1 protein-coding gene is annotated in these 1234 nt (G+C 51.0%); it reads right to left on the bottom strand.

What is annotated here, in order from left to right; genetic code table 11:
• A partial coding sequence (locus AC6CH4_RS25860) for a hypothetical protein (RefSeq protein ID WP_498108198.1) occupies positions 1–1234 on the bottom strand: 1234 nt, incomplete at both ends.

The raw sequence follows: 1234 nt of genomic DNA, 5'->3' as shown, positions 1-1234 counted from the left end.
CACAGTTGCTGCACCGATCGTTTTTCCTGTTGTATTTACACTGCAATTTTTGGTAAAGTCCGCGCCGGCATCTGCCGTAGGTACTGACTGGTCCACGGTAACCGTTACCATATCGGTAGCCGTACAGCCAGTAGCGGTATTGCTCGCCGTTAGCGTATAGGTGGTAGTCACCGATGGGTTGGCCGTTGGATTCGACACTGTTGCGCTCGTTAATCCTGTAGCCGGGCTCCACTGGTAAGTGATCCCCGCCACAGTTGCTGCACCGATCATTTTTCCTGTTGTATTTACACTGCAATTTTTGGTAAAGTCCGCACCGGCATCTGCCAATACTAATTGGTCCACAGTAACAGTTACCATATCGGTAGCCGTACAGCCCGTAGTACTATTGCTCGACGTTAGCGTATAGGTGGTAGTCACCGATGGGTTGGCCATTGGATTCGACACTGTTGCGCTCGTTAATCCTGTAGCCGGACTCCACTGGTAGGTAGTACCCGCAACGGCTGTCATCCCGATCATTTTTCCTGTCGTATTACTTGCACAGGTTTTGGTAAAGTCCGCTCCGGCATCTGCCGTAGGTACTGACTGATCCACGGTAACGATCACTATATCGGTAGCCGTACAACCTGTAGCGGTACTCGTTGTTGTTAATGTATAGGTAGTCGTCACCGTTGGATTGGCCAGAGGGTTTGAAACCGTAGCACTTGATAATCCCGCAGCAGGGCTCCACTGGTAAGTGGTACCTGCCACAGCAGCTACACCGATTGTTTTGCCTGTGTTATTAGCAGTACAGGTTTTGGTAAAGTCCGCTCCGGCATCTGCCGTAGGTACTGACTGATCCACGGTAACCGTTACCATATCGGTAGCCGTACAGCCCGTAGCAGTACTTGTTGTTGTTAACGTATAGGTAGTCGTCGCTGTTGGGTTGGCCAGAGGGTTTGAAACCGTAGCACTTGATAATCCCGCAGCAGGGCTCCACTGGTAAGTGGTACCTGCCACAGCAGCTACACCGATTGTTTTGCCTGTGTTATTAGCGGTACAGGTTTTGGTAAAATCCACACCGGCATCCGCCAATGGTACCGACTGATCCACGGTAACGGTCACCATATCGGTAGCCGTACAGCCTGTAGCAGTACTTGTTGTTGTTAATGTATAGGTAGTCGTCACCGTTGGATTGGCTGTTGGATTCGACACTGTTGCGCTCGTTAATCCTGTAGCCGGGCTCCACTGGTAAGTG

The sequence above is a fragment of the Flavobacterium sp. GQ95 genome, from assembly GCF_059758655.1.
The sequence above is the reverse complement of the archived record's forward strand: the minus strand, read 5'-3'. Positions and strand labels throughout refer to the sequence as shown.